Source organism: Ureibacillus sp. 179-F W5.1 NHS (assembly GCF_045369345.1).
Classification (GTDB): domain Bacteria; phylum Bacillota; class Bacilli; order Bacillales_A; family Planococcaceae; genus Ureibacillus; species Ureibacillus halotolerans.
The window spans coordinates 1-752 of the sequence record NZ_JBIQFG010000110.1 but is presented as its reverse complement, the minus strand read 5'-3'; the positions used below and the strand labels follow the sequence as shown (position 1 = coordinate 752).

The 752-nt window shown below is 31.2% G+C and carries 1 protein-coding gene; it reads left to right on the top strand.

What is annotated here, in order from left to right; all coding sequences use genetic code 11:
• The first annotated feature begins 268 nt into the window (after window positions 1-268).
• Window positions 269-553, top strand: a complete 285-nt coding sequence (locus ACH0B5_RS18045) for a hypothetical protein (protein WP_122973201.1) — start codon at window positions 269-271, stop codon at window positions 551-553.
• Window positions 554-752 lie beyond the last annotated feature (199 nt).

Here is a 752-nt window from a genome sequence, read left to right as displayed (position 1 = left end):
TATCCTAGTGAGCCACTTAAATATTCTTGAACCACCATCAATTTAAATTCTTCATTATATTTAGTCATAAAAAATCACCCCAAAAGTTAGTTTTTTTACTCTAACTTTTGGGGTGCAGTACCTTCTGCAGTAAGAATTGTGCTCTTTCTTTATATTAAGGGCCAGATTGTTGAAACAACATTCTTTTATGAAAAGTTGCAAAGGACGCTTAGGGAACCATATAATTACAGTTTATGTCTGTATTAAAAATGGAAGTGGAGGTATTATTATGTGGTTAATAATAGGTCTTATTGCAATAGTAGCAACTTTTATAAATCTTTATATGTATGCAACAGGTAAAGATTACAAACTAGCAATGGCAATGGGGTTATCATTTACAGCATTAACACTTTGTGCAGAATACAGTCTTGTATCGGAGTGGGTAGAAGTGAAAGATTGGGCAGCTTTAGAGGATGTAGTACCTGGTATGGAAAGGGCATTATGGTTTTTGACAATTGTTTCTATTTTACTAAATATAGCACCAATATTTTTAGAAAGAAAAGGTAAGAAATAATTACTTATTGTTGTCACATCATTTTATAATTTGAAATTAATGTGTAAGTCTTTATGTAAATAACGAGGGCTTTAGTTAAATAACATCTTCCTCAAGCACATTTCTTAAATAAGAAATGTGCCTTATTAATTCTTTTAAAACCACGTGCTCTGCACGTGTGAAAATATACTTTTAGAGTGGTAATGGAGATGGAATTAAA

Excerpts from the sequence above, each read along its gene's own strand:
- ACH0B5_RS18045 (WP_122973201.1), top strand. The coding sequence starts at position 269 with ATGTGGTTAATAATAGGTCTTATTGCAATAGTAGCAACTTTTATAAAT.